The sequence below is a fragment of the Cellulosimicrobium sp. MI9406 genome (assembly GCF_040595865.1).
Lineage (GTDB): Bacteria > Actinomycetota > Actinomycetes > Actinomycetales > Cellulomonadaceae > Cellulosimicrobium > Cellulosimicrobium funkei.
The window spans coordinates 299,453-323,511 of the sequence record NZ_JALIZI010000002.1 but is presented as its reverse complement, the minus strand read 5'-3'; the positions used below and the strand labels follow the sequence as shown (position 1 = coordinate 323,511).

The 24,059-nt window shown below is 74.3% G+C and carries 25 protein-coding genes; 13 read left to right on the top strand and 12 right to left on the bottom strand.

What is annotated here, in order from left to right; all coding sequences use genetic code 11:
- Nucleotides 1-75 precede the first annotated feature (75 nt).
- The gene (locus MT994_RS04480; RefSeq protein WP_354805294.1) at nucleotides 76-1,209 is read left to right on the top strand and encodes a GNAT family N-acetyltransferase; all 1,134 of its coding nucleotides are present in this window, start codon (nucleotides 76-78) and stop codon (nucleotides 1,207-1,209) included.
- Nucleotides 1,210-1,228: 19 nt separating this feature from the next.
- On the opposite strand, the gene MT994_RS04475 is transcribed toward MT994_RS04480, so the two are convergent.
- The 3 genes from MT994_RS04475 to MT994_RS04465 are packed head-to-tail and all read right to left on the bottom strand — an operon-like array spanning nucleotide 1,229 to nucleotide 3,076.
- Complete coding sequence (locus MT994_RS04475; RefSeq protein WP_354805293.1) at nucleotides 1,229-2,134, bottom strand: neutral zinc metallopeptidase; 906 nt, start codon at nucleotides 2,132-2,134, stop codon at nucleotides 1,229-1,231.
- A gap of 34 nt (nucleotides 2,135-2,168) precedes the next feature.
- Complete coding sequence (locus MT994_RS04470) at nucleotides 2,169-2,702, bottom strand: hypothetical protein (protein WP_144683509.1); 534 nt, start codon at nucleotides 2,700-2,702, stop codon at nucleotides 2,169-2,171.
- Between the two features lie 5 nt (nucleotides 2,703-2,707).
- Entirely contained in the window at nucleotides 2,708-3,076 is a 369-nt protein-coding gene (locus tag MT994_RS04465) for a hypothetical protein (protein ID WP_021481118.1), read from the bottom strand.
- A 248-nt stretch (nucleotides 3,077-3,324) separates the two neighbouring features.
- Between MT994_RS04465 and MT994_RS04460 the strand changes: the two genes are divergently transcribed.
- Nucleotides 3,325-4,923, top strand: coding sequence for an ABC-F family ATP-binding cassette domain-containing protein (locus MT994_RS04460; RefSeq protein ID WP_021481119.1), 1,599 nt, complete (start codon nucleotides 3,325-3,327; stop codon nucleotides 4,921-4,923).
- A gap of 27 nt (nucleotides 4,924-4,950) precedes the next feature.
- On the opposite strand, the gene MT994_RS04455 is transcribed toward MT994_RS04460, so the two are convergent.
- The 3 genes from MT994_RS04455 to MT994_RS04445 are packed head-to-tail and all read right to left on the bottom strand — an operon-like array spanning nucleotide 4,951 to nucleotide 6,550.
- Nucleotides 4,951-5,940 (bottom strand): SURF1 family protein, encoded by a 990-nt coding sequence (locus tag MT994_RS04455; protein WP_354805292.1) that lies wholly within the window; start codon nucleotides 5,938-5,940, stop codon nucleotides 4,951-4,953.
- A complete protein-coding gene (locus MT994_RS04450) occupies nucleotides 5,937-6,185 on the bottom strand; it encodes a hypothetical protein (protein ID WP_076404697.1) in 249 nt (82 codons plus the stop codon). The genes MT994_RS04455 and MT994_RS04450 overlap by 4 nt, the downstream gene beginning before the upstream one ends.
- Nucleotides 6,182-6,550: a DUF3099 domain-containing protein gene (locus MT994_RS04445; protein ID WP_354805290.1), complete on the bottom strand. Its 369-nt coding sequence runs from the start codon at nucleotides 6,548-6,550 to the stop codon at nucleotides 6,182-6,184. The genes MT994_RS04450 and MT994_RS04445 overlap by 4 nt, the downstream gene beginning before the upstream one ends.
- A 198-nt stretch (nucleotides 6,551-6,748) precedes the next feature.
- Here MT994_RS04445 and fabG point away from each other — a divergent pair, with 198 nt between their 5' ends.
- The 3 genes from fabG (at nucleotide 6,749) to MT994_RS04430 (ending at nucleotide 8,915) form a co-directional block, all read left to right on the top strand.
- A complete protein-coding gene (gene fabG, locus MT994_RS04440; protein WP_034655611.1) occupies nucleotides 6,749-7,474 on the top strand; it encodes a 3-oxoacyl-ACP reductase FabG in 726 nt (241 codons plus the stop codon).
- A gap of 122 nt (nucleotides 7,475-7,596) precedes the next feature.
- Nucleotides 7,597-8,364, top strand: a complete 768-nt coding sequence (gene fabI, locus MT994_RS04435) for an enoyl-ACP reductase FabI (RefSeq protein WP_021483251.1) — start codon at nucleotides 7,597-7,599, stop codon at nucleotides 8,362-8,364.
- Nucleotides 8,361-8,915, top strand: coding sequence for a histidine phosphatase family protein (locus MT994_RS04430; RefSeq protein ID WP_354805289.1), 555 nt, complete (start codon nucleotides 8,361-8,363; stop codon nucleotides 8,913-8,915). Before fabI ends, MT994_RS04430 begins: the two co-directional genes overlap by 4 nt.
- A 70-nt stretch (nucleotides 8,916-8,985) precedes the next feature.
- On the opposite strand, the gene serB is transcribed toward MT994_RS04430, so the two are convergent.
- Both serB and glgC read right to left on the bottom strand, forming a co-directional pair.
- Nucleotides 8,986-9,654, bottom strand: coding sequence for a phosphoserine phosphatase SerB (gene serB / locus MT994_RS04425; protein WP_354805288.1), 669 nt, complete (start codon nucleotides 9,652-9,654; stop codon nucleotides 8,986-8,988).
- 86 nt (nucleotides 9,655-9,740) lie between these two features.
- Complete coding sequence (gene glgC, locus MT994_RS04420) at nucleotides 9,741-10,982, bottom strand: glucose-1-phosphate adenylyltransferase (RefSeq protein WP_034655614.1); 1,242 nt, start codon at nucleotides 10,980-10,982, stop codon at nucleotides 9,741-9,743.
- A 118-nt stretch (nucleotides 10,983-11,100) separates the two neighbouring features.
- Here glgC and glgA point away from each other — a divergent pair, with 118 nt between their 5' ends.
- Both glgA and MT994_RS04410 read left to right on the top strand, forming a co-directional pair.
- Nucleotides 11,101-12,312: a glycogen synthase gene (glgA, locus tag MT994_RS04415; RefSeq protein WP_354805286.1), complete on the top strand. Its 1,212-nt coding sequence runs from the start codon at nucleotides 11,101-11,103 to the stop codon at nucleotides 12,310-12,312.
- A complete protein-coding gene (locus tag MT994_RS04410; RefSeq protein WP_354805284.1) occupies nucleotides 12,309-12,791 on the top strand; it encodes an SRPBCC domain-containing protein in 483 nt (160 codons plus the stop codon). The genes glgA and MT994_RS04410 overlap by 4 nt, the downstream gene beginning before the upstream one ends.
- Nucleotides 12,792-12,841: 50 nt before the next feature.
- Here the strand turns inward: MT994_RS04410 and MT994_RS04405 are convergent, their stop codons facing one another.
- Nucleotides 12,842-13,678, bottom strand: a complete 837-nt coding sequence (locus MT994_RS04405; protein WP_354805282.1) for a hypothetical protein — start codon at nucleotides 13,676-13,678, stop codon at nucleotides 12,842-12,844.
- A 27-nt stretch (nucleotides 13,679-13,705) separates the two neighbouring features.
- Between MT994_RS04405 and MT994_RS04400 the strand changes: the two genes are divergently transcribed.
- The 6 genes from MT994_RS04400 to MT994_RS04375 all read left to right on the top strand — a co-directional run bounded on the left by MT994_RS04400 (nucleotide 13,706) and on the right by MT994_RS04375 (nucleotide 21,302).
- Nucleotides 13,706-14,494, top strand: coding sequence for an ABC transporter ATP-binding protein (locus MT994_RS04400; protein ID WP_021483599.1), 789 nt, complete (start codon nucleotides 13,706-13,708; stop codon nucleotides 14,492-14,494).
- A 73-nt stretch (nucleotides 14,495-14,567) separates the two neighbouring features.
- Entirely contained in the window at nucleotides 14,568-15,038 is a 471-nt protein-coding gene (locus tag MT994_RS04395) for an NfeD family protein (RefSeq protein ID WP_306303300.1), read from the top strand.
- A 67-nt stretch (nucleotides 15,039-15,105) separates the two neighbouring features.
- Entirely contained in the window at nucleotides 15,106-16,434 is a 1,329-nt protein-coding gene (locus MT994_RS04390; RefSeq protein WP_354805280.1) for an SPFH domain-containing protein, read from the top strand.
- A gap of 163 nt (nucleotides 16,435-16,597) precedes the next feature.
- Nucleotides 16,598-17,359 carry a helix-turn-helix domain-containing protein gene (locus tag MT994_RS04385; RefSeq protein WP_354805279.1) on the top strand — a complete coding sequence of 254 codons (762 nt, stop codon included), beginning with the start codon at nucleotides 16,598-16,600 and terminating at the stop codon, nucleotides 17,357-17,359.
- Nucleotides 17,360-17,472: 113 nt separating this feature from the next.
- Entirely contained in the window at nucleotides 17,473-19,206 is a 1,734-nt protein-coding gene (locus MT994_RS04380; protein ID WP_021483161.1) for an ABC transporter ATP-binding protein, read from the top strand.
- 143 nt (nucleotides 19,207-19,349) lie between these two features.
- Nucleotides 19,350-21,302, top strand: a complete 1,953-nt coding sequence (locus tag MT994_RS04375; RefSeq protein ID WP_354805477.1) for an ABC transporter ATP-binding protein — start codon at nucleotides 19,350-19,352, stop codon at nucleotides 21,300-21,302.
- Between the two features lie 76 nt (nucleotides 21,303-21,378).
- On the opposite strand, the gene MT994_RS04370 is transcribed toward MT994_RS04375, so the two are convergent.
- The 3 genes from MT994_RS04370 to MT994_RS04360 form a co-directional block, all read right to left on the bottom strand.
- Nucleotides 21,379-21,651, bottom strand: a complete 273-nt coding sequence (locus MT994_RS04370) for a metal-sensitive transcriptional regulator (RefSeq protein WP_354805278.1) — start codon at nucleotides 21,649-21,651, stop codon at nucleotides 21,379-21,381.
- A 255-nt stretch (nucleotides 21,652-21,906) separates the two neighbouring features.
- Complete coding sequence (locus MT994_RS04365) at nucleotides 21,907-22,266, bottom strand: rhodanese-like domain-containing protein (protein ID WP_086150608.1); 360 nt, start codon at nucleotides 22,264-22,266, stop codon at nucleotides 21,907-21,909.
- Entirely contained in the window at nucleotides 22,263-24,029 is a 1,767-nt protein-coding gene (locus MT994_RS04360; RefSeq protein WP_354805277.1) for an FAD-dependent oxidoreductase, read from the bottom strand. The genes MT994_RS04365 and MT994_RS04360 overlap by 4 nt, the downstream gene beginning before the upstream one ends.
- Nucleotides 24,030-24,059: the final 30 nt, after the last annotated feature.

Genomic DNA, 24,059 nt, shown 5'->3' with positions numbered 1-24,059 from the left:
GCGGGCCGACGCGTCGCGCGGACGTCCTGGGAAAAGCACGTGCCCGACGGCGCGGGCCCCCCTACGGTGGTCGCCATGTCCTCTCCCTCGACGACCGACCGCGCCGAGGCGGCGCTCTCGACGCTCGCCCCGATCGCCGAGCGCGCCGCCGCCCCCTCGACCCTGCCGCCGGTGACCGCGGGCGGGCTCACGTGGCGCTCCGCCACGCCCGCCGACGCGCCGGCCCTGCTCACGCTGCGCAACGACATCGCGGAGGCGGACGACGAGCCGTACCGCGAGACGCTCGCGGAGATCGAGGAGATCTTCACCGCGCCGTGGCGCGACGTCGCGGCCGACTCGATCGTCGGCGTCGACACCGACGGGACGCTGCGCGCCTACGGGATGGTCGACACCAACCCGGGGGACGAGCGCACCGTGCGGGCGTTCCTCGGCGGCGGCGTCCACCCGACCCACCGGGGGCGCGGGATCGGACGCGAGGTGCTCGCCTGGCAGGTGGCCCGCGCCCGGCAGGTGCTCGCCGCGAGCGGCAAGGAGCTGCCCGCGCGGCTCGCCGTCTTCGGGGAGGACACCGACCCGCCCGAGAAGGCGCGGCTCTACGCGCGGTTCGGGTTCGTCGCCCGCCGCTTCTACTCCGACCTGCGTCGCGACCTCGCGGCCCCCGTGCCCGACGTCCCGCTCGACGGTTCCCTGCGCGTCGTCCCGTGGTCCGCCGAGCTCGACGAGGCGACGCGCCTCGCGCACAACGACGCCTTCCGCGACCACTGGGGGAGCGAGCCCCGCACCGCCGAGGCGTGGACGCACGGGCGCAGCGAGTTCGCACCCCAGTGGTCGTTCCTCGTGGTCGACGACGCGCCCGACGCCGACGCGCTCCTCGCCGACCCGACCACCGACCCCGAGACCGCCGCCGCGCTGCGCGCCGGCGAGCCGCTCGTCGTCGGCTACGAGATGGCGGGCCGGTACGACGAGGACTTCCCCGTGCGGGGGTACACCTTCGGGTACACCGAGCTCCTCGGTGTCCGGCGCGCGTACCGGGGGCGCCGCGTCGCCGTCGCGGCGCTCGCGGCCGCGATGCGCGCGTTCGCGGCGGACGGCATGCAGTACGCCGCGCTCGACGTCGACACGGAGAACCCGTCCGGTGCGCACGGCCTGTACGCGAGCCTCGGCTACGAGAAGGTCACCGGCTCGCGCATGTACTCGATCGAGCTCTGAACGTCCTCGGCGGGAGCAGTCACAGCGACGAGGCGGAGAGCGCGTCGCAGTCCTGGAGGGTGCCGCCCTCGTAGCCGGTCGTGAACCAGCGCTGGCGCTGCTCGCTCGACCCGTGGGTCCAGCCCTCGGGGTTCACCTGGCCGGTCGCGGCCTCCTGGATGCGGTCGTCGCCGACGGCGGACGCCGCGGACAGCGCGTCGTTCAGCTCCTGCTCGGTGATCGGTGCGAGGAACGTCACGCCGGTGTCCGGGTCGACGGTGGTCGCGGCATGGCCCGCCCACATGCCGGCGAGGCAGTCGGCCATGAGCTCGATGCGCACGGAGTCGGACTCCGGGCCCGTGCCCTGCCGGTCCGCCGCGTCCATGGCGCCGGTCAGCTGCTCGATGTGGTGCCCGAACTCGTGCGCGACGACGTACATCTCCGCGAGGCCGCCGTCGTTCGCGCCGAAGCGGTTCGTCAGGTCGTCGTAGAAGCCGAGGTCGATGTACACCGTCTGGTCGGGCGGGCAGTAGAACGGACCGACGGCGCTCGTCGCCGCGCCGCACCCCGTCGAGACCTGCCCGGTGAAGCTCACGACCTCGGGCAGCGCGTACTCGACGGCGGCCTGCTGGGGGAGGGCCTCGGTCCAGTAGGCGTCGAGCGACTGGACGGTGCCGTTGAGCCGGCACTCGCGCGTCGTGTTCGCCTGCTCGGCGGTGCACGTGTCGATGTACTCCTGCTGGCCGTCGCCGTACGCGCCGGAGTCCGACCCGTCACCGCCGGTCAGCGCGCTGAGGTCGACGCCCGTCTGGTTGCCGACGAACGCGATGAGCAGCGCGACGAGCACCGCGCCGATCCCGCCGCCCGCGATCATCGGGCCGCGCCCGCGGCCGCCACCCTTGCGGACGCGTCCGCCCTCGAACGATCCGCCTTCCTGGAATGTCACAGGGGAACGCTACCCCCGGGCGCGGTCGCAGGCCTCAGAAGCGGACCAGCGCGCGCAGCACCCGCGCGAGCAGGTCGTGGTCGCCGCGGTGCTCGTGCCGCTCGGCGGGCCCGACGACGGGCGCCGGCGGCTCGCGACGCGGCAGCGTCCCGGGGTCGTCACCGGGTGCCTCGGCGACGGTCTCGGCCAGGTAGGTGTCGACGAAGTCGACGAGGAACCGCTCGACGCGACGGCCCGTGAGGGCGATGTTCCAGTCCGTCGGGCCCACGAGGATGACCGACAGGTCCTGCCCGAGCAGGTAGACGAAGACGCACGCCTCGGCGGTGTTGAGGATGCAGCGTGCCGAGCTGCCCGGGACGGCCGGGCCCTGGGTGAGGGCCGCGGCGACGGCCCGCGCCACCTCGACGACCGGGCCGGGGGAGGGCCCGGCGCTGCCGAGGACCCGGCCGCCGGGACCGAGCGCGAGCACGTGCGCCTCGTGGTCGAGGGCGTCGTCGATGCCCCGCAGCACGTCCACCACGCTGCGGGGGGCGACCCGCCCGCGCTGGTCGAGGGCGTCCGCGACCACGGGCGTCAGAGCGACAGCGACTCGTCGAGCTGGGCCAGGCCGCGGCGCGCGAGCGCGAGGTTCGCCCGTCCGCGCTCGAGCACGAGGTAGGAGAAGGTGCCCCGCAGGCTCTCGCGCTGCGACAGGCGGATGAGGTGGTACTGGCGGCCGAGCGTGATGAGGATGTCCTCGATGCCGTCCTCGAGCCCGAGCTGCTCGATCGCCCGGAGCTTCGCGCGGATGACCTCGGTGTTCGCCGCCGCGGCGAGCTCGAGGTCGAACGGGGCGGCCTGCTTCTGGACCAGGGCCAGGCCGCTGCTGTAGTCGACGACCGCGATCGCGATCGCCCCGTCCAGCTCGAGGACCTTGCTCAGTGCTGCTTCGGCGTTGCTCAACGTGCTCTCCTTGCTCGGGTCCCCCCGCCATCTCCTCGACGGTCCGGGACGTCCGGAGGCTAGCACGATGGGCTGATTGTCCCGTTCTGTTCCCTGTGCGTGGGACGACCGTGGGACGGTCCGGGAGGAAGTCGAGAGAAAGACCGCGCGGGCGCGGGCCCGCGGCCCGTAGAATCGTCGGGCCCCGTCGATCGGATCGCCCCACCAGGCTGGATCCACCGGGGTCACCCTTCGGAGAGGACCTGCACGTGATCACCGCCCACGGCGTCGAGCTGCGCGTCGGCGCCCGCGTCCTGCTGCACGAGGCGACGTTCCAGATCGCCGCGGGCGACCGGATCGGCCTCGTCGGTCGCAACGGCGCCGGCAAGACGACCCTGACCAAGACCCTCGCGGGCGAGACCCAGCCCACGGCGGGGAAGATCACGCGCGGCAACGACATCGGCTACCTGCCCCAGGACCCGCGCACGGGCGACCTCGAGGTCATCGCGCTCGACCGGGTCCTCTCGGCGCGCAACCTCGACAGGATCGTGCGTCAGATGCGCGAGACCGAGGGCGCGATGGCGAGCGCGGACGCGGAGACGCACGAGGCCGCGATGGAGCGCTACCCCAAGCTCGAGGCGCGGTTCCTCGCGGCCGGAGGCTACGCGGCCGAGAGCGAGGCGCACCGCATCACGAGCAACCTCGGTCTCGACGACCGCGTGCTCGGCCAGCCGCTGAGCACGCTGTCCGGTGGTCAGCGCCGCCGCATCGAGCTCGCGCGCATCCTCTTCTCCGGCGTCGAGACGCTGCTCCTCGACGAGCCGACGAACCACCTCGACGCCGACTCGATCGTCTGGCTGCGCGACTACCTCAAGTCGTACAGCGGCGGCTTCGTCGTGATCTCGCACGACGTCGAGCTGCTGCGCGCGACGGTGAACAAGGTGTTCCACCTGGACGCCAACCGCGGCGAGCTCGACCAGTACAACCTCGGCTGGGACGCCTACCTCGCGCAGCGAGAGTCCGACGAGCGCCGTCGTCGTCGCGAGCGGCAGAACGCCGAGAAGAAGGCGGGCGCACTCCTCGCGCAGGGCGAGAAGATGCGCGCCAAGGCCACCAAGGCCGTGGCCGCGCAGCAGATGATGCGCCGCGCCGAGAAGATGCTCGCGGGCATCGAGGGCGAGCGCCAGAGCGACAAGGTCGCGAAGCTGCGCTTCCCGAAGCCCGCGCCGTGCGGCCGCACGCCGCTCACCGCGAGCGGGCTGTCCAAGGCCTACGGCTCGCAGGAGGTCTTCGCGGGCGTCGACCTCGCGATCGATCGCGGCAGCCGCGTCGTCGTGCTCGGCCTCAACGGCGCCGGCAAGACGACGCTCCTGCGCATCCTCGGCGGCGTCGAGCAGCCGGACACGGGCGAGGTGCACCCGGGCCACGGCCTGAAGATCGGCTACTACGCCCAGGAGCACGACACGCTCGACATGGACGCGACCGTCGTCGAGAACCTGCGCCACGCGGCGCCCGACCTCACGGACACGCAGGTGCGCTCGGTGCTCGGGTCGTTCCTGTTCTCCGGCGACGACGCGGACAAGCCGACGAACGTACTGTCCGGCGGGGAGAAGACGCGGCTCGCGCTCGCGACGCTCGTCGTCTCGGCGGCGAACGTGCTGCTGCTCGACGAGCCGACGAACAACCTCGACCCCGCGTCACGCGCCGAGATCCTCGGGGCGCTCAAGACGTACGAGGGCGCGGTCGTCATGGTCACGCACGACGACGGCGCGGTCGAGGCGCTCGAGCCCGAGCGGGTCCTCCTGCTGCCGGACGGCGACGAGGACCTGTGGAGCGACGAGTACGCGGAGCTCGTCTCGCTGGCCTGACCGGGCCGCTCGTCGCCGGGACCGGGCCTACCGCGGGGCGGGACCCTGCCGGGCGCCGAGCTGCGCGTCGATGAGCGCGTCCTCCTCGTCCTCGGCGCTCGGACGGCGTGAGCGCGGCTCCCGCCGGGCCCGCGCGGCGTCCGGGTCCTGGGCCGCGAGGAGGTCGCCGGCGGTGAGCGTGGTCTCCTCCCCGCGCGCGTCGCGCCGGTCGCGGCGCACGAGGAGCCAGAAGCCGGCGACCGCGCCGAGGGCGAACACCGCCCACTGGAACGCGTACGACAGGTGCGAGCCGGGGTCGGTGTCCGGCTTCGGCAGCGCCTCCAGGGTCTGCGCCGCGGGCGGCACCTCGGTGCGCAGCTGCCCGTAGGCCCCGACCGTGCGGCCCTCGGCCCAGCCGCCGCCGTCCGGGCCGGCGGCGAGGACCTGGTCCGTCGCGATGGCCTGCACCTGGCCCGCGGGCGCGTCCCGGCCCGACGGCGGCTCGTCGCCGCGCAGCGTCACGGTCGCCTCGACGTCGCCCGCGGGGGGCGGGGGCACGTCCCCGGGGGTGACGGCGTCGGTCCCCAGCGGCACGAACCCGCGGTCCACCACGACGACGAGCCCGTCCGGGGCGGACGGCGTGGGGTTCGTCACGAACGGGACGAGCACGTGGAAGCCGGGGCTGCCGCCTACCGGGCGGTTGCGCAGCAGGACCGTGGCGTCCGTCTCGTAGCGCCCCTCGAGGGTCACCGGCCGCCAGAGGTCGGCCTCGTCGAGCTCGGCACCCGGGGCGGGCAGCACGTCGTCCACCGGGACCGGGTCCGACGTGTAGTTCGCCTCGATGCGCTCGATCTCGGCGTCGCGCGAGACGTAGCGGTTCCACTGCCAGCGGCCCGCGACGAGGCACAGCGCGACGAGGACGAGGACCCCGACCGCGAGCGTCGCCCACTGGCGCGGGGTACGCGGCTGGTGGGCGTCCGCGGTGGCGCGCTGCGGCGTCGGGCCCGCGGGGACCTGCGGTGGTGCGGCCTGCGTCACGGGGCCGCCCGGCGCTCGAGCTCGTCGACCGGCACCGTCGAGCGCCAGAACGAGCGGGCGCCGAGGAACGTCTCCAGGTGCTCCCGGTGCGCGTCGCACGCGAGCCACACCTTGCGCCGCTCGGGCGTGTGGATCTTGGGGTTGTTCCACAGCAGGCCCCACGCGGCGGCCTCGCGGCAGCCCTTGGCGCTGCACACCAGCTCGTCCTCGCCGACAGGGTCGGCGAGGCCCAGGACGTCGGTCACCGGCGGTCCTCCTCGTCGTCGTGCGGCTCGAGGGGCTCGGCGCCCCCGATGCCGTGGCTCCCCGGCGCACCCGCCGTGGGCAGCGCGCGGTGCTCCATGGGGGAGGTGTCGTAGTGCGCCTGGTCGCGGCCCGCGTTGGCGACGAGCACCGCGCTGTACGGCAGCACGACCGCGCCGACGGCGAGGACCCACGTCACCCAGCTGCCCTGCGCCAGGATGGCGCCGAAGATGCACACGAGCCGGATGCCCATCTGGATCAGGTACTTGCGCTCCCGGCGCGCCTGGTCCGCGGCGAGCGGTTCCGGTGCGGCGGTGATGCTCGGGACCGCCTCGGCCGACCTCCGGGCGGCGCGTCGTGTGGTCACCCGTCCAGTCTACGTTTGTCGGGACCCCACAAAGTGTGGGGGAACGGTGTGACCTGGGCGCACCGCGCACCGCGGGGCCCGCGCACGGTACGGTCGGTGCGGCGCCGTCGCGCCGGGCCCGGCAGGGCCCACCCGGCACCGGCCGTGCGGGACCCGTCCCCGGCCGCCGACCCACCCGACCGTCCCGAGGAGCCGCACGTGTCCGAAGCCACCGCCCCCGCCCCGCGCACCGTCGTCGTCACCGGCGCGAACCGGGGCATCGGCCGTGCCATCGCCGAGCGCTTCGTCGCGAACGGCGACCGCGTCGCGACCGTCTACCGCGGCGGTGACCTGCCCGAGGGCGTCTTCGGCGCCGTGGCGGACATCACCGACACCGCCGCCGTCGACGCCGCGTTCTCCGAGATCGAGAAGGAGCTCGGCCCCGTCGAGGTGCTCGTCGCGAACGCGGGCGTCACGCACGACCAGCTCCTGCTGCGGATGACCGACGAGGACTTCGAGTCCGTGATCGACGTCAACCTCACCGGCACGTTCCGCTGCGTGCGCAGGGTGACGAAGGGCATGATCCGGCTGCGCCGCGGGCGCATCGTGCTCGTGTCGTCCGTGATCGGCCTCTACGGCGGCGCGGGCCAGGTCAACTACGCCGCCTCGAAGGCCGCGCTCGTGGGCATGGCGCGCTCGATCACGCGCGAGCTCGGGTCGCGCAACATCACGGCGAACGTCGTGGCGCCCGGCTTCATCGACACCGCGATGACCGCCGAGCTCCCCGAGGAGCGCCAGGCCGCGTACAAGTCCGCCATCCCCGCGGGCCGGTTCGCCCAGGCGGACGAGGTCGCCGGGGTCGTGCAGTTCCTCGCGTCCGACGACGCGGCGTACGTCTCGGGGGCCGTGATCCCCGTCGACGGCGGCCTCGGCATGGGCCACTGACCGCACCCCGCGGCGCCTCGCGCGCCCGTCCCGCGGCGCCGTCACCGACGCGCCCGCCCCACCTCTCTTTCAGTACGCTCGCCTCAGCGCGCCCACAGCGGGCGCACGACGGAAGGAAACCGATGGGTCTGCTCGACGGCAAGAAGCTCCTCGTCACGGGAGTGCTCACCGACTCCTCGATCGCGTTCCACGCGGCGCGGCTCGCACAGGAGGAGGGTGCCGAGGTCGTGCTCTCCTCGTTCGGCCGCCAGATGAAGCTCACGCAGGCCTTCGCGAAGCGCCTGCCGGTCGAGGCGCCCGTCGTGCAGCTCGACGTCACGAACGACGACGACCTCGCCGGCCTCGCGGACGCGGTGCGTGAGCACACGGACCGCCTCGACGGCGTCGTGCACTCCATCGGCTTCGCGCCGCAGAGCGTCATGGGCGGCAATTTCCTCTCCGGCACCTGGGAGGACGTGGCGACCGCGCTCCAGGTCTCGACGTTCTCCTACAAGTCGCTCGCGGTCGCGGCGAAGCCGCTCATGACCGACGGCGGCGCCGTCGTCGGCCTCACGTTCGACGCGCAGTTCGCCTGGCCGGTCTACGACTGGATGGGCGTCGCGAAGGCGGGCCTCGAGTCCGCGAACCGCTACCTCGCGCGCGACCTCGGCCCCGACGGCATCCGGGCCAACCTGGTCTCCGCGGGCCCGATCCGCACCACGGCGGCGAAGTCCATCCCGGGCTTCGCGCAGATGGAGGACGCCTGGCCGAACCGGGCGCCCCTCGGCTGGGACCAGACGACGGCGGAGCCCGCCGCGCGCGCGGTCGTCGCGCTCCTGTCCGACTGGTTCCCGGCGACGACCGGCGAGATCGTGCACGTCGACGGCGGCGTGCACGCCATGGGGCAGTGACCGCGGAGGAGCGCAACGGCGCGCAGACCCCCGACGGCGGCACGCGCCGCCTCGTCCTGCTGCGCCACGCGAAGGCCGAGCCCGGCGGCGGGAGCGTCGACGACGTGCTGCGCCCCCTCGCGCTGAACGGCCGCCGGCAGGCGGTGCGTGTCGGCGCGGCGCTGCGCGAGACGGGGCTCGTCCCCGAGCGCGTGCTGTGCTCCTCGGCGCTGCGCACGCGTCAGACGTGGGAGCTCCTGTCGGCGCACCTGGGCGACGTCGCGCCCGACGTGCTCGTGAGCGACGGCCTCTACGCGGCCGACGTCGCCGACGTCCTGGACCTCCTGCGCACCACGGACCCGCGCGTCCGCACACTGCTCGTCGTCGGGCACGAGCCCACGATGGCGGCCACCGCGTCGTACCTGGCGGACCCGGCGTCCGACGGCGGCGCGCTCGCCCAGGTGCGCGTCGGCGTGCCGACCGCGACGTACTCGGTCCTGGAGGCCGGGGCGTCGTGGGACGCGTGGGAGCCGCAGGCCGCCCTGCTGACCTACGTGGGCCGCCCGTCCTGACCCGGTCCCGGCGCACCCGCACGACAGAGCCCTGGCACCCCACGGTGCCAGGGCTCTCGTGCGTCCGGCGTCAGCGCGCGGCGTCGACCTGGTCGACGACCGCGAGCACCGCGTCGAGACGCGGTCCGTCGACGCCGTAGGGCGCCTGCTCGCGCACGACGGGCTTGGCCGCGAACGCGATGCCGACGCCCGCGGCGCCGATCATGTCGAGGTCGTTCGCGCCGTCGCCCACGGCGATCGTCGCGCTCATCGGCAGGTCGAGCTCGGCCGCGAACTCGCGCAGCGCGGCCTCCTTCGCCGCACGGTCGACCACCGGCCCGGTCGTGCGGCCCGTGAGCCGCCCGCCGGACACCTCGAGCCGGTTCGCGCGGAAGCGCGTGATGCCGAGCTCGGCCGCGAGCCCGGCCACGACCTCCTCGAAGCCGCCCGAGACGAGCGCGACCTCCCAGCCGCGGCGTCGGGCCTCGGCCACGAGCTCACGGACGCCGGGGGTGAAGGTCGCGCGTGCGCGGACGTCGTCGAACGCCTCGACGGGCACGCCCGCGAGGGTCGCGACGCGCTCGCGCAGCGAGGCGCCGAAGTCGATCTCGCCGCGCATCGCGCGCTCGGTCACCGCGGCGACCTCCCCGCGCGTGCCGGCGTGGTCGGCGAGGAGCTCGATGACCTCCTGCTCGATGAGCGTCGAGTCGACGTCCATGACGAGGAGCCGCACGGGGGCGCTCGGCGGGTCGGGGGTCACGCGAGGGCTCCTCGGGCTGGCGGTCGCGGGCGGGGCAGGGCTCGGCGCGGCGTCGGGCACGTGCACGACGCCGGTCGGGGAAGGCGTCACTCGACGACCGTCCCCTTGGGGACGACCGTGATCCCGGACTCGGTGACCGTGAAGCCGCGCGCGCGGTCCTGCTCCGGGTCGAGGCCGATGCGGGCCTGCTCCCCGACGACGACGTTCTTGTCGATGATCGCGCGGTGCACCTGCGCGTGGCGGTGCACCTGCACGCCGTCCATGAGCACGGAGTCCGAGACGGACGACCACGAGTGCAGGTAGGTGCCGGGCGACAGGACGGAGCCGACCGCCGTCGCGCCCGAGATGATCACGCCGGGGGAGACGATCGAGTCCGCGGCGTGGCCCAGGCGGCCGCGCCCGGCGTGCACGAACTTCGCGGGCGGCAGACCGGTGTACCCGGTGTGCAGCGGCCACTCCTCGTTGTAGAGGTTGAAGACCGGCGTGACGGCGATGAGGTCCTTGTTCGCGTCGTAGTACGAGTCGATCGTCCCCACGTCGCGCCAGTAGTCGCGGTCGCGGTCCGTCGAGCCCGGCACGTCGTTGCGGATGAAGTCGTAGACCGCCGCGGTGCCCTTCTCGACGAAGGCGGGCACGATGTCGCCGCCCATGTCGTGGCGGGAGTCCGCGTTCGCGGCGTCGGACGTGACGGCCTCGACCAGCGCGTCGGTGTCGATGACGTAGTTGCCCATCGAGGCGAGGACCTCGTCCGGGGAGTCGGCGAGGCCCACCGGGTCCGACGGCTTCTCGCGGAACGCGGCGATCTTCGTCGGGTCCTTCGGGTCGGTCTCGATGACGCCGAACTGGTCCGCCATCGAGATCGGCTGGCGGATGCCCGCGACGGTGAGCTGCGCGCCGGACTCGACGTGCGCGTCGACCATCTGGGAGAAGTCCATGCGGTACACGTGGTCCGCGCCCACGACCACGACGATGTCCGGACGCTCGTCGTCGATGATGTTGAGGCACTGGTAGATCGCGTCCGCGCTGCCGAGGTACCAGTGCTTGCCGACGCGCTGCTGCGCGGGCACCGGCGCGACGTAGTTGCCGAGCAGCGACGACATGCGCCACGTCTTCGTGATGTGCCGGTCGAGGCTGTGCGACTTGTACTGCGTGAGCACGATGATGTGCAGGTAGTGCGAGTTCACGAGGTTCGACAGCGCGAAGTCGACCAGGCGGTAGATGCCCCCGAACGGCACCGCGGGCTTGGCCCGCGAGGCGGTGAGCGGCATGAGGCGCTTGCCCTCGCCCCCGGCGAGGACGATGGCGAGGACTCGGGGTGCGGCGGCCATGCCCAGACGGTAGCCCCTCGGGGCGGGACCACGCAGCAGGACCCGCATCCTGGGCGCGGGTCGCGTCGGCCCCGCCCACCGGGGGTCCGCGGCGGGCGACTCGGCTACGGTGTGGCGCGTGAGAGTCGACCTCCTGACCCGTGAGTACCCGCCGCACGTCTACGGCGGGGCCGGCGTGCACGTCGCCGAGCTGTCCGCGGTGCTGCGGCGCCACGTCGACGTGCGGGTGCGCTGCTTCGACGGCCCGCGCGGCGACGACGGCGTGACCGGCTACTCCGTGCCCGGCGTCCTGTCCGGGGCGAACGCCGCGCTCGGCACGTTCGGCGTCGACCTGCAGATGGCCGACGACGTCGCGGGCGCCGACCTCGTGCACTCGCACACCTGGTACGCGAACCTCGGGGGCCACCTCGCGGGGCTGCTGCACGGCGTCCCGCACGTGCTGTCCGCGCACTCGCTCGAGCCCCTGCGGCCGTGGAAGGCGGAGCAGCTCGGCGGCGGGTACGCGCTGTCGTCGTGGGCGGAGCGCACCGCGTACGAGGGCGCGGCGGGGATCGTCGCGGTCTCCGGCGGGATGCGCGACGACATCCTGCGCGTCTACCCGCAGGTCGACCCGGCGAAGGTGCACGTCGTGCACAACGGGATCGACCTCGACGGCTGGCGCCGCCCCGAGCCCGGCGTGCAGCAGGACGTCGCCGACCGCGTCGTGCGTGACCTGGGGATCGACCCCGGGAAGCCCGCCGTGGTGTTCGTCGGGCGGATCACGCGCCAGAAGGGGCTGCCGTACCTGCTGCGGGCCGCGCGCTCGCTGCCCGACGACGTCCAGCTCGTCCTGTGCGCGGGCGCCCCGGACACCCCGGAGATCGCCGCGGAGGTGAGCGGCGCCGTCGCCGAGCTGCAGGCCGAGCGCAGCGGGGTCGTCTGGATCGAGCAGATGCTGCCGCGCGCCGAGCTCGTCGCGGTGCTCGCCGCGTCGACCGTCTTCGTCTGCCCGTCCGTGTACGAGCCGCTCGGCATCGTCAACCTCGAGGCGATGGCCGTCGGGCTGCCCGTCGTCGGGACCGCCACGGGCGGCATCCCCGAGGTCGTGGACGACGGCGTCACCGGCCTCCTCGTGCCGATCGACCAGGCGGACGACGGCACGGGCACGCCGCTCGACCCCGACCGCTTCGTCGCCGACCTCGCCGCCGCGCTCACGCAGGTCGTGAACGACCCCGAGCGGGCCGCCGCGATGGGCCGCGCGGCCCGACAGCGCGTCGAGGACCACTTCGCGTGGGACGCGATCGGCGAGCGCACGCTCGAGATCTACCGGACGGTGCTGGGGCAGTCGTGAGCACCCCGGGGAGCGGCCGGGTCGACGAGGCGTCGCGCCTCGTCGCCGCCGCGCCCCGCGCCGTGTACCGCGCGCTCGTCGACCAGGACGCGCTCGCGGCCTGGCTCCCGCCCGACGGCATGACGGGGAGCTTCGAGCGCTTCGACCTGCGCCCCGGCGGCGGCTACCGCATGGTCCTCGCCTACGACGACCCGCAGGCCGACCCCGGGAAGACGGGAGAGGGGACCGACGTCGTCGACGTCGACGTCGTCGACCTCGTCCCGGGCCGGAGCGTCGTGCAGGAGGTCGTCTTCGCCGCGGACGACCCGGCGTTCGCCGGGACCATGACGATGACGTGGACCGTCGAGCCGGTCGGGGACGGCGCGCGCGTCACGGTCCGCGCGACCGGCGTGCCGCCGGGCATCTCCCCGGCGGACCACGCCGCCGGGATGGCCTCCTCGCTCGCCCACCTCGACGCGTACGTGACGTCGCGCGCCTGACGGCCGACCCCGCGCGGACCGGGCCGGGCGGTGGCGGTCCGCGGTCCGGGTCAGGCCGTGGCGGTCCAGAACGTGGCGGCGCCCACGGCGTGGCGGGACGCGCGGTCGACCTCGCGCAGCGCCGTCGAGCGCTGGTCGGCCTGCCAGAGGTTGACGGCGCCGCCGTCGTCGGCGGTCGCGAGGTCGACGATCGCGCGCAGGCGCACGGCCTGCACGAGGACCTGGACGGCGCGCGGCGGGACGCCGGGCGGGAGCTGCCAGGTCGGGGCGCCGCCCGCGCGCAGGTCGGCGATGGCGCCCGCGGCGTCGTCGCGCCAGCGGGCGACGTCGAGCTCGTCGAGGGCGCGCGTGGCCAGGAGCAGCGCCGTGCGCAGGTCGCGCTCCGCCTCGGGGAGCGACCCGACCGCGCCGAGCACGCGGGCGCTCCACGACCCGACCTGCGTGACGTGCCACGTGACGAGGTGGCCCGGCTCCAGGTCGCTGCCGAACTCCGTGACCTCCGGCACGAGCGCCCACGACCCGGACGACGTCGTGACCACGACGCACTCGCCCGCGTCCGTCGCGCGCGCGGAGACCTCGGGCGGGACGCCCGACACGTCGCCGGGGACCGGCGCGAGCGCGACGACCTCGCGCGCGTCGCCGACCCACGCGCCCGCGAGGTCCGCGAGCCGGACGTCGCCGAGCGCCCCGGAGACCACGTGCGGCTCGTCGTCGCGCTCCACGGCGCGCACGAGGCGAGCCGTCCCGTCGTCGTCGCCGAGGCGCGCGGCGCGCAGCCAGAGCGCGAGCAGGGCGCTGCGGGGCAGGGCGCCCGCGCTCGACGCGGAGCCGGGGCCCGGGGCGGGCTGCGGGGCGTCGTGCGGACCCCCGGACGAGTGTGAGACCACGACGGCCAACCTATAGGGTCGGTGACCATGAGCGCGGTTCTCGACCTGAAGGGCGTCACCGTCCGACGCCACCCCAAGACCATCCTCGACGCGGTGGACTGGCAGGTGAACGAGGGCGAGCGGTGGGTCGTGCTGGGCCGCAACGGCGCCGGCAAGACGACGCTCCTGCAGATCGCGTCCGCACGCATGCACCCCACGGCCGGCACAGCCGACGTCCTCGGCGAGCGGCTCGGCCGCGTCGACGTGTTCGAGCTGCGCCCGCGCGTCGGGCTCGCGTCCGCGGCCCTGGCCGACCGCATCCCCGGCGACGAGACCGTGCGCGACGTCGTGCTCACCGCCGCCTACGGCGTCACGGGCCGGTGGCGCGAGGAGTACGAGGAGTTCGACGCGCAGCGCGCGGACGACCTGCTCGCCGCGTTCGGCGTCGACCACCTCGCGGACCGCACCTTCGGCACGCTGTCCGAGGGGGAGCGCAAGCGCACGCAGATCGCGCGCGCCCTCATGACGGACCCGGAGCTCCTGCTGCTCGACGAGCCCGCCGCGGGCCTCGACCTCGGGGGCCGCGAGGAGCTCGTGGGCGCGCTCGCGGAGCTCGCGGGGGACCCGGCGTCGCCGGTCCTCGTGCTCGTCACGCACCACGTCGAGGAGATCCCGCCGGGCTTCACGCACGTCCTGCTGCTCAAGGACGGCGTCGTGCACACCGCCGGCCCGATCCGCGAGGTGCTCACCGCGGAGAACCTCAGCGACGCGTTCGGCGTGCCGCTGCTCGTCGCGCACGGCGGCGGCCGGTGGATGGCGCGCGCCGCGCGGGCGTGACCTCCGCGCGCGGCAAGCGCCCGGGGCGTGCACCGCGGGCGGAAATTCGGTAAAGTACACGTAAAGCGCGCACGTGGGAACGGGGGTCGAGATGGACTGGCTGTGGTGGGTCGGAGCGGCACTGCTCCTCGGTCTCGTGGAGATCATCTCGCTCGACCTCGTGCTCATCATGCTCGCCGGGGGATCGCTCGCCGCGGCCGGCGTCAACGCCGCCGGCGGGCCGCTCTGGCTCCAGATCGTCGCGTTCGCGGTCGTGAGCGTCATCCTGCTCCTCACGCTGCGCCCGTGGCTCCTGCGGCACCTGCGCTCGCGCGTCCCGCTCACGGAGACGAACGTCGCGGCGCACGTCGGCCGCACGGCGCTCGCCGTCGACCGCGTGAGCGAGTTCGGCGGCCGCGTGAAGCTCGTCGGCGAGGTCTGGACCGCGCGGACCGAGCCCGACGCGCCGCAGATCCCCGTGGGCACGGAGGTGCGCGTCGTCCGGATCGACGGCGCGACGGCCGTCGTCGCGCCGCTGCCCGCCCAGCATCCCACCGGGTCGTGACCAGCCGGCACACCCGCACCGCGCCGCCGGGCGACCGGTCGCGCGACCGACGACCAGGAGGCAGTCGATGAACGACCCCAGTCCCGGAACGATCCTCGCGTACGTCGTCCTCGCGCTGATCCTCATCTTCGTGATCGTCGCGCTCGTCAAGGCGGTGCGCATCGTGCCGCAGGCGGTCGCGATCATCGTCGAGCGCCTGGGCCGGTACTCGCGCACGCTCGAGCCGGGCCTGCACCTGCTGGTGCCGTTCATCGACCGCGTCCGCGCGTCCGTGGACCTACGCGAGCAGGTCGTGTCGTTCCCGCCGCAGCCGGTCATCACGTCCGACAACCTCGTGGTGAGCATCGACACGGTGATCTACTTCCAGGTCACCGAGCCGAAGTCCGCGGTCTACGAGATCGCGAACTACATCACCGCGATCGAGCAGCTCACCGTCACGACCCTGCGCAACGTCATCGGCTCGATGGACCTCGAGCAGACGCTCACGAGCCGCGACCAGATCAACGGCCAGCTCCGCGGCGTGCTCGACGAGGCGACCGGTCGTTGGGGCATCCGCGTGAACCGCGTCGAGCTCAAGTCGATCGACCCGCCGCCCAGCGTGCAGGGCTCGATGGAGCAGCAGATGCGCGCCGAGCGTGACCGCCGCGCCGCGATCCTCACCGCGGAGGGTGTCAAGCAGTCGCAGATCCTCACGGCCGAGGGTGAGAAGCAGGCGGCGATCCTCCGGGCCGAGGGTGACGCGCAGTCCCAGATCCTCCGGGCCGAGGGCGAGGCGCGCGCGATCCTCCAGGTCTTCGACGCCATCCACGAGGGCGACGCGGACCCGAAGCTGCTCGCCTACCAGTACCTCCAGATGCTCCCGCAGATCGCGAACGGCACGGCGAGCAAGCTGTGGGTCGTGCCGACGGAGTTCACGGCGGCGCTCGGCTCGATCGCCAAGGGGTTCGGCGGCGTGCCGGGGATCGACGGCGGGGGAGTGCCGAGCGGGGGCCCCGCCGAGGACGCGGAGGCGGCCGAGGCGAGCGCCGAGGCGCGTCGCGAGCGCGACCGCGACCGCGTGAAGTTCGGCGTCCCGTCGCTGACCGACCCTGCCGAGGCCCTGGCCGAGGCGCGGCGTCAGGCGGAGGCCGCGACCGCGGACGCGACGAGCTCGGGCACGCGGTCGGGCCTGCCGTTCGACCCGCAGACCGAGCGGGGCCAGCACCCGGGCGGCCCCGGCGAGCACCACGCGGCCGCGCCGGAGCCCGGGACCGCCACGCCGCGTCCGCTGGGCGGGCCGTCGCAGTACGCGCCGCCGCCCCCGCGGCCGATCGTCGAGGACGCGCCCACCACGGACGAGCCCCCGCGCGACGAGCCGCCCGCCGGCGGGCCGCCGTCCTTCTCGCCGCGGCACTGACGGGGCGCCACCGCGCGGCTCTAGCGGCCGCGGTGGCCCCCGGCCACGCACGACGACGCCCCTGCACCCACCCGGGTGCGGGGGCGTCGTCGTGCCGCCCGCGGGAGGTTCGCCGGGAGCGGACGACCTTGAGAGTGAGTGCTCACTCAGTTACCGTCGAGGCGTGGTACCCGTCTCCGTGCCTTCCGACGCCCCGCCCGACGCCCCGCCCGACGCTCCTCTCGACGCGCCCTCGGGCGCGCGGTCCGAGGCGTCCACCCCGGAGCGCACCCGCGCACGGCCGCTCTCGCGCGAGGAGCGCCGTGACGCGATCGCCGCCGCGACGATCCCGCTGCTCGTCCAGCACGGCGCCGCCGTGACGACGCGTCAGATCGCCGACGCCGCGGGCGTCGCGGAGGGCACGCTGTTCCGCGCGTTCGCGGACAAGGACGAGATCCTGCACGCCGCGGTCGTGCGCTCGCTCGACCCGGCGCCCGCCGTCGCCGCGATCGGCACGCTCCCGGACGACGACGGGCTGCGCCCGCTCGTCGTGAGCATCGTCGAGTTCCTGCTCGAGGCGCAGCGCGTCGGGATGCGCATCTTCGCCGCGGCGCACCAGGTGCTCGACCCGCACCGCGCGACGGCGGACCGCGCCGAGGCCGTGCGCCGGATGCGGGCCGGGGACGGCTCGGACGCCCGTCGCGCGGGCTTCGACGCCCGGGAGCGCTCGGCCCGCGAGATCGTCGCGGCGATCGAGAGCAAGCTCGCGGCGCACCGGGCGCAGCTGCGCGTGGACCCGGCGCTGGCCGCGCGGGCGCTGTTCTCTCTCGTCTTCGGAAACGCCTTGCCGCACCTCTCGGGCGGTGACAGGCTCGACGCCGTGCAGCTCGCCGACCTCATCCTCGGCGGCATCGGGGCGGACGTCACGACCGACCCGTCGCCCTGACCGGCGGCCCGTCCACGACGCGCGCGCACTCTCGCCCGGTGCCGCCCGCCCCGCGCACCCGCGACCCGCGGCTCGCGCCCTCGTCCCGCAGCCCCCACCCGGACAGGAAGCCCATGCTCGTCAGCCTCTTGCGGACGCGACTGCGTCCCTACCGGACGCCGATCGTCGTCCTCCTCGTGCTCCAGCTCCTCGCGACGCTCGCGTCGCTCTACCTGCCGAGCCTCAACGCCGACATCATCGACCAGGGCGTCACGCAGGGCGACACCGCGTACATCATGCGCACCGGCGGCCTCATGCTCCTCGTGAGCCTGGGCCAGGTCGTGTGCGCGGTCGCGGCCGTCTACTTCGGCGCGCGGGTCGCCATGTCGTTCGGCCGCGACGTGCGCGCCGGGCTGTTCACCAACGTGCAGCGCTTCTCGGCCCAGGAGATGGGCCAGTTCGGGGCGCCGTCCCTCATCACCCGCACGACGAACGACGTGCAGCAGGTGCAGATGCTCGTGCTGCTCTCGCTGACCATCATGGTCATGGCGCCGATCATGCTGGTCGGCGGCGTCGTCATGGCGCTGCAGGAGAACGTCGAGCTCTCCGGCCTGCTGCTCGTCATCGTGCCCGTCCTCGGGGTGAGCGTCGGGCTCATCATCTGGCGGATGGTGCCCTACTTCCGGCAGATGCAGAAGAAGATCGACGGCATCAACGCCGTGCTGCGCGAGCAGATCACCGGCATCCGCGTGATCCGCGCGTTCGTGCGCGAGCGTCGCGAGGCCGAGCGGTTCGACGTCGCGAACGACGCCCTGTTCGACGTCTCGCTCAAGGCGGGCAAGCTCATGGCGCTCATGTTCCCGACCGTCATGCTCGTCATGAACGCGTCGAGCATCGCGGTGCTGTGGTTCGGCGGGCGCCAGATCGACGCCGGCGACATGGAGGTCGGGGCGCTCACCGCGTTCCTGTCCTACCTCATGTACATCCTCATGGCCGTGATGATGTCGACGATGATGTTCATGATGGTGCCGCGCGCGGCCGTCTCCGCGGAGCGCATCACCGACGTCATGCAGACCCGCGCGACGGTCGTCGAGCCCGAGCGGCCGGTCGCCCTCACCACGCGGACGGGCCGCGTGGAGCTCGACGGCGTCGAGTTCCGCTACCCGGGGGCCGAGGAGCCCGTGCTCCACGACGTGTCGTTCGTCGCCGAGCCCGGGCGGACGACGGCGATCATCGGCTCGACCGGCTCCGGCAAGACCACGCTGCTCAACCTCGTCCCGCGGCTGTTCGACGTGACGGGCGGCGCCGTGCGGATCGACGGGACCGACGTGCGCGACCTCACCGGCGCGGACCTCGGTTCCCTCCTCGGCCTCGTGCCGCAGAAGGCCTACCTCTTCTCCGGCACGGTCGCCGACAACCTCCGCTACGGGCGGCCCGACGCCACCGAGGAGCAGATGTGGGAGGCCCTCGAGGTGGCGCAGGCGCGCGACTTCGTCGAGGCGCTCGACGGCGGACTCGACGCACCGGTCGCGCAGGGCGGCACGAACTTCTCGGGCGGGCAGCGCCAGCGGCTCGCGATCGCCCGCGCGATCGTGCGCGACCCGGCGGTGTACCTGTTCGACGACTCGTTCTCCGCGCTCGACTACGCGACGGACGCCCGCCTGCGCGCGGCGCTCGCGCCCCGCACGCGGCGCTCGACCGTGATCGTCGTGGCGCAGCGCGTCGCGACGATCCGGGGCGCCGACCAGATCCTCGTGCTCGACCACGGCCGCATCGTCGGTCGCGGCACGCACGCCGAGCTCCTCGAGTCCAACGAGACGTACCAGGAGATCGTCTACTCCCAGCTCTCGATCGAGGAGGCAGCATGAGCGGCGAGCAGGACGCCTCGCGCACGCCCGCGACGTCGGGCGACGGCGCTCCCGAGATCGGCGCACCCACGGCGGCCGGCGGGCGCGACGTCGCCGCGACCCGGCTCGCGGGCCGACCCCGCGGTGGCGGCGGGCACGGCCCCATGGGCGGCATGGGCGTCCCCGGGGAGAAGGCGCTGGACTTCAAGGGCTCCCTGCGCCGGTTCGTGGGATCGCTGCGCCCCGAGCGCGTGCCGATCGTCGCCGTCGTGATCCTCGGCGTGGTGTCCGTGGCACTCGCGGTCGCCGGACCGAAGCTCCTCGGCAACGCGACGAACATCATCTTCGCGGGCGTGGTCGGCTCGCAGCTCCCGGCCGGCGTCACCCAGCAGCAGGCCGTCGAGGCGCTGCGGGCGCAGGGCCAGGACCAGGTCGCCGACCTCGTCTCCGGCGTGCCGGGGCTCGTGCCGGGGGAGGGCATCGACTTCACCGCGCTCGCGACCGTGCTCGCGTGGGTGCTCGCCGTGTACGTCGGCTCGTTCCTCTTCGGCTGGCTCCAGGGGCGCATCACGGCGATCGTCGTCCAGCGCACGGTCTACCGGCTGCGGGGCGAGGTGCAGGCCAAGCTGGCGCGCCTGCCGCTGTCGTACTTCGACCGCAACGCGCGCGGCGAGATCCTCTCGCGCGTGACGAACGACATCGACAACATCTCCCAGACGCTCACGCAGACGCTGTCGCAGCTCGTCACGTCCGTGCTCACGGTGGTCGGCGTGCTCGGCGTGATGTTCTGGATCTCGCCGCTGCTCGCGGTCGTCGCGCTCGTCACCGTGCCGCTGTCCGTGCTGGTCACGGCGCAGATCGCGAAGCGGTCCCAGCCGCAGTTCATCCGGCAGTGGGCCGCGACGGGCCGCCTCAACGCGCACATCGAGGAGATGTACACCGGCCACACGCTCGTCAAGGTGTACGGCCACCAGCAGGCCGCGATCGACGACTTCGAGCGCGAGAACGCGGCGCTCTACGACGCGAGCTTCCGCGCGCAGTTCATCTCGGGCACCATCCAGCCCGCGATGGGCTTCCTCGCGAACCTCAACTACGTGATCGTCGCGGTCGTGGGCGGCCTGCGGGTCGCGTCGGGCACGATGACTCTCGGCGACGTGCAGGCGTTCATCCAGTACTCGCGGCAGTTCACGCAGCCCATCACCCAGATCGCGTCGATGATGAACCTGCTCCAGTCGGGCGTCGCGTCGGCGGAGCGCGTCTACGACCTGCTCGACGCCCACGAGCAGACGCCCGACCCGTCGCCCGCGAAGACGGTCGACCCGGTGCGCGGCCGCGTCGCGTTCGAGGACGTCTCGTTCTCCTACGACCCGGACGTCCCGCTCATCGAGCACCTCGACCTCGTGGTGGAGCCGGGCCAGACGATCGCGATCGTCGGGCCGACGGGCGCGGGCAAGACGACGCTCGTCAACCTGCTCATGCGGTTCTACGACGTGGACGGGGGCCGGATCACGCTCGACGGCGTGGACACGCGGGACATGACGCGCGACGACTTGCGCTCCGACATCGGGATGGTCCTGCAGGACACGTGGCTCTTCCAGGGCACGATCGAGGAGAACCTGCGCTACGGCGTCCGCGACGGCCGCACCGTGGACGACGAGGCGTTCCTCGCCGCGACGCGTGCGACGCACGTCGACCCGTTCGTGCGCACGCTGCCCGACGGGTACGCCACGGTGATCGACGACGAGGGCTCGAGCGTGAGCGCGGGGGAGAAGCAGCTCCTCACGATCGCGCGTGCCTTCCTCGCCGACCCGGCGATCCTCGTGCTCGACGAGGCGACGAGCTCCGTCGACACGCGCACGGAGGTGCTCGTGCAGCAGGCGATGAACGCGCTGCGCGAGGGCCGCACGTCGTTCGTCATCGCGCACCGCCTGTCGACGATCCGCGACGCGGACACGATCCTCGTCATGGAGAACGGCTCGATCGTCGAGCAGGGGTCGCACGACGAGCTGCTCGCGGCCGGCGGCGCCTACGCCCGGCTGTACGAGAGCCAGTTCGCGGCGCCGCTCGACGCCGAGGCGGAGGACCCGGAGGGCGTGGGCGCTCCCGCGGGACGCTGACACGCCGCGGCCCGCACCGCGCCCACCCCCGAGGGGTGAGGCGAGGTGCGGGCCGCGTGCGTTCCGGCCGTCGCGCTCAGGCGAGCGAGAGGAAGAGCTTCTCGAGCTTCGCCACGTCGAGCGTCGGGTCCTCGCCGTCCGCGGTCGGCTCGGTGAGGCACTGGCGCATGCCGGACGCGATGATCGCGAACCCGGCCCGGTCCAGGGCGCGCGAGACGGCGGAGAGCTGCGTGACGACGTCCTCGCAGTCCCGCCCTTCGTCGAGCATGCGCACGACGGCCGCGAGCTGGCCCTGGGCGCGCTTGAGCCGGTTGGCGACCTTGCCCATGTCGGTGGGGTCGAGCTCCACGGTCGTCCTCCTGCGTTCGTCGGTGTTCTTGTCGGTTCTCGTCGTGGCGTGCCTGGTCAGGCGCAGGTGCAGCGCTGCTCGGGCGGCACCTCGGCCATGACCTCGTCGGCGTGCATGCCGCAGCCGGTCCAGGTGGTCTTGCCGCAGGTGCGGCACAGGGCGGGACTGCACATGGTGGGTCTCCTCGGGTGTGGGGGTCGATCGGGGGTCGGGGCTCGGCGGGGCCGCGGGCGGCCCGTGCGTGGTGGCGCAGGATCAGCGTCGCACGGCTCCGCCCGCGGCCTGCCACGCGCCGAGCCCGCCGGACAGGCTCGTCGCGGCGTAGCCGAGCGAGCGGAGCTGGCGCGCCGCGGTGCGCGAGCGCATCCCCGACGCGCACACGACGACGACGGTCGCGCCGTCCTGCAGGCGCCGCGGCGCGGCCGACGGGACGTCGGCGAGCGGCACGTGCACGGCCTGGGGCGCGTGCCCGGCGCGCCACTCGTCGCGCTCGCGCACGTCGAGGAGCGTCGCGCCGTCGCGGACGAGCTGCACCGCGGTGGCGGCGTCGACGGTCGGGCGCACGCCGCCGTCGTCGGACGCGCGGGAGAACAGGCGGCGGAGACGGTCGATCATGCGGGGACTCCTTCGAGGGTGCGCGCGGCGCGCGGCGTGGTGGTCAGGGTGAGCCAGCCGCCGGAGAGGTTGCGCGCGTCGAGCCCGGCGGCGAGCAGGACACGGGTGGCGAGGTACGACCGCACGCCGCTCGCGCAGTGCACGGCGACGGGGCGCCCCGCCGCGGCGGCACGCACCTCGTCGAGCCGCTCGCGCAGCTCGGTGTGCGGCACGTTGAGGGCGCCGTCGAGGTGGCCGCCGGCGTGCTCGGCGCGCGACCTGACGTCGAGCACGAGCGACGTCGCGACGACCTCGTCGAGGTCGGCCGCGTGCCACTGCGGCATGGTGCCGTCGAGCACGTTCTGCGCGACGAACCCCAGCATGTTGACGACGTCCTTGGCGGCGCCGTAGGGCGGGGCGTACGCGAGCTCGAGCTCGGCGAGGTCGTCGGCCGTGAGCCCGGCGCGCAGCGCGGTCGCGAGCACGTCGATGCGCTTGTCCACCCCCGCGCGGCCCACGGCCTGCGCGCCGAGCAGGCGGCCGTCGGGCGCGAAGCTCGCCGTCACGTGGACCGGCTCGGCGCCGGGGAACCAGCCCGCGTGGTGGGCCGCATGGACGCGCACCTGCTCGTGCACGACGTCGGCCGCCGCCAGGGTGGCGTGGCTCGGCCCGGTCACGGCGGCGGTGAGGCCGAACACGCGCACGATCGCCGTCCCGAGCACGGGCGCCTGCGGTGTGGTGCGGTGCCCGGTCATCGCGTCCGCGGCGCGGCGGCCCTGGCGGTTGGCCGGGCCCGCGAGCGGGACGGGGCCCGTCGCGCCGGTCACCGCGTGCACGACCTCGACGGCGTCGCCGACGGCCCACACGTGCGGGTCGGACGTGCGCTGGTCGGTGTCGACGCGGATCGCTCCGCGCTCGCCGAGCGCGAGCCCGGCCGCCGCCGCGAGGTCGCTCGCGGGCCGCACCCCGACGCTCACGAGCACCACGTCGGCGTCGAGGACGGTGCCGTCCGCGAGCTCGAGCGCGACGGCGTGGTCCGCGCCCTCGGGCTGCGGCACGACGGCGCTCGCGGAGGTCCCGAGGTGGAGCCCGACGCCATGGTCGCGGAGCTCGTCCGCGAGCAGCGGCGCGAGGTCGGGCTCCAGCGGCGGGAGCACCTGCTCGGCGCGCTCGACGACGTCGACCGTGAGGCCGCGGCCGACGAGCGCCTCCACGGCCTCGAGCCCGATGAAGCCCGCGCCGACGACGACGGCCCGCAGCGGGGCCGTGCGGCCCGCGGCGACCTCCGTTTCGAGCTGCGCGAGCCGGGCCGACAGGGCGTCGAGGTCCGTCATGGTCCGCAGCGTGTGCACGGCCGGGTGGTCGAGGCCCGCGACGGGCGGGAGGACGGTGGTCGCGCCGGGCGCGAGGAGGAGCGCGTCGTAGCCGAGCTCGTACGTGCCGTCCTCGGCGGCGACGGTGACCGTGCGCGCCGCGCGGTCGACCGCGGTGACGCGGTGGCGCGTCCGCACGTCGAGGTCGAGGCTCGCGCGGAGCGAGGCGGGCGTGTGCAGCAGGAGGGCGTCGCGCTTCGCGATCTCGCCCGCCACCTGGTACGGCAGGCCGCAGCCCGCGAACGAGACGTGGTCGGACTGCTCGAGCACGATGACCGACGCGCGCTCGTCGAGGCGGCGGGCGCGCGCGGCGGCGCTCATGCCGCCCGCGACGCCGCCGACGACGACGATGCGGCGGGGGCCGTCGGGGTCGGACGAGTGGGTCGTCGAGCCGGGGGGCGAGGGGATCATGCTCCGACGATACCCCCCGGGGTATCGGTC